This window comes from Phocaeicola coprocola DSM 17136 (genome assembly GCF_000154845.1).
Lineage (GTDB): Bacteria > Bacteroidota > Bacteroidia > Bacteroidales > Bacteroidaceae > Phocaeicola > Phocaeicola coprocola.
Genome location: NZ_DS981437.1, coordinates 1,216 through 2,141 on the forward strand (window position 1 = coordinate 1,216; position 926 = coordinate 2,141).

The window sequence follows — 926 nt, forward strand, 5'->3', positions numbered from 1 at the left end:
AATTAATCCATGGCCCATTCCGGGATCGTATAAAATTTCCTTCAATTGGGCAGATATGGCTGTTTCTCAGAACAGACTTATCGTAACCTTTTGAGCATGAAACTTTCGACTGGTTTGCGTTCAACGGATCTATCATCAGCAAGCATCTCACAGGCAAAAGAAAAGCCATTGCCATCGACCTTTCCATATTCCCAAATCAGGCAAGAAGACACCTTGGATAGGTTACTTCTGGTCCGGTTGTGCAGGAGAGTACAAGCGAGGATTGGAAATCATGGGCATCGGTATCATTGACATCGACAACCATGAATGCATGACTTTAGGTTCCATTCAGACACCGGATTGTAAGACCTTGGATAATATGGACAAGAACCTTGTTGACTGGTACAGCTGCTATCTTATCAGCAGAAAAGACAAGCTGCAAAGCATATCCAAAACGGTGGTTGCAGACGCATTCTTTTCCAAGGAAACTTTCGTAACGCCTATGTGTGAGAACAGTTTCCATGTTATCAGCCGCTTTAGGAATGATGTTGTCCTGTACTATCCGACATTGGAAAAGAAAACAGGAAAACGTGGTCATCCCAAGTGGTTTGACGGCAGGATTGACTTTGCCAATCTGGATTTGACCCGGTGCAAGGAATACGAGGTGAACAAAGGAAAGCTATACGGATTGAGGGTTTATCATTAGTGTCCCGTTAAAATCGGGACGAATTAAATATTAATCAAACAACCCCGGGAAAAGGGGATTTAATTGCTCTTTGACATCATTGAAATTAGTCTTATTGAACAACTCTTGTAAAGGTGTTTTATCCGTTAATGAAATGCTCAAAATCTGTAGGACCTCATAGGTCGAACGGCTTAAGTGCAAATCATGTTGGATAATAGCTACCAAACAATAAGTGATAATAGCCACACTTATCTGAATACGG

Annotated in this window: 2 pseudogenes; one reads left to right on the forward strand and one right to left on the reverse strand. The window is 41.7% G+C overall.

Annotation, left to right across the window (positions count from 1 at the left end):
- Positions 1-33: 33 nt before the first annotated feature.
- A pseudogene (locus BACCOP_RS20865) lies at positions 34-679 on the forward strand (hypothetical protein); the annotation flags it as partial.
- 36 nt (positions 680-715) lie between these two features.
- Here the strand turns inward: BACCOP_RS20865 and BACCOP_RS19405 are convergent.
- Positions 716-926, reverse strand: a pseudogene (locus BACCOP_RS19405) (IS4 family transposase); the annotation flags it as partial.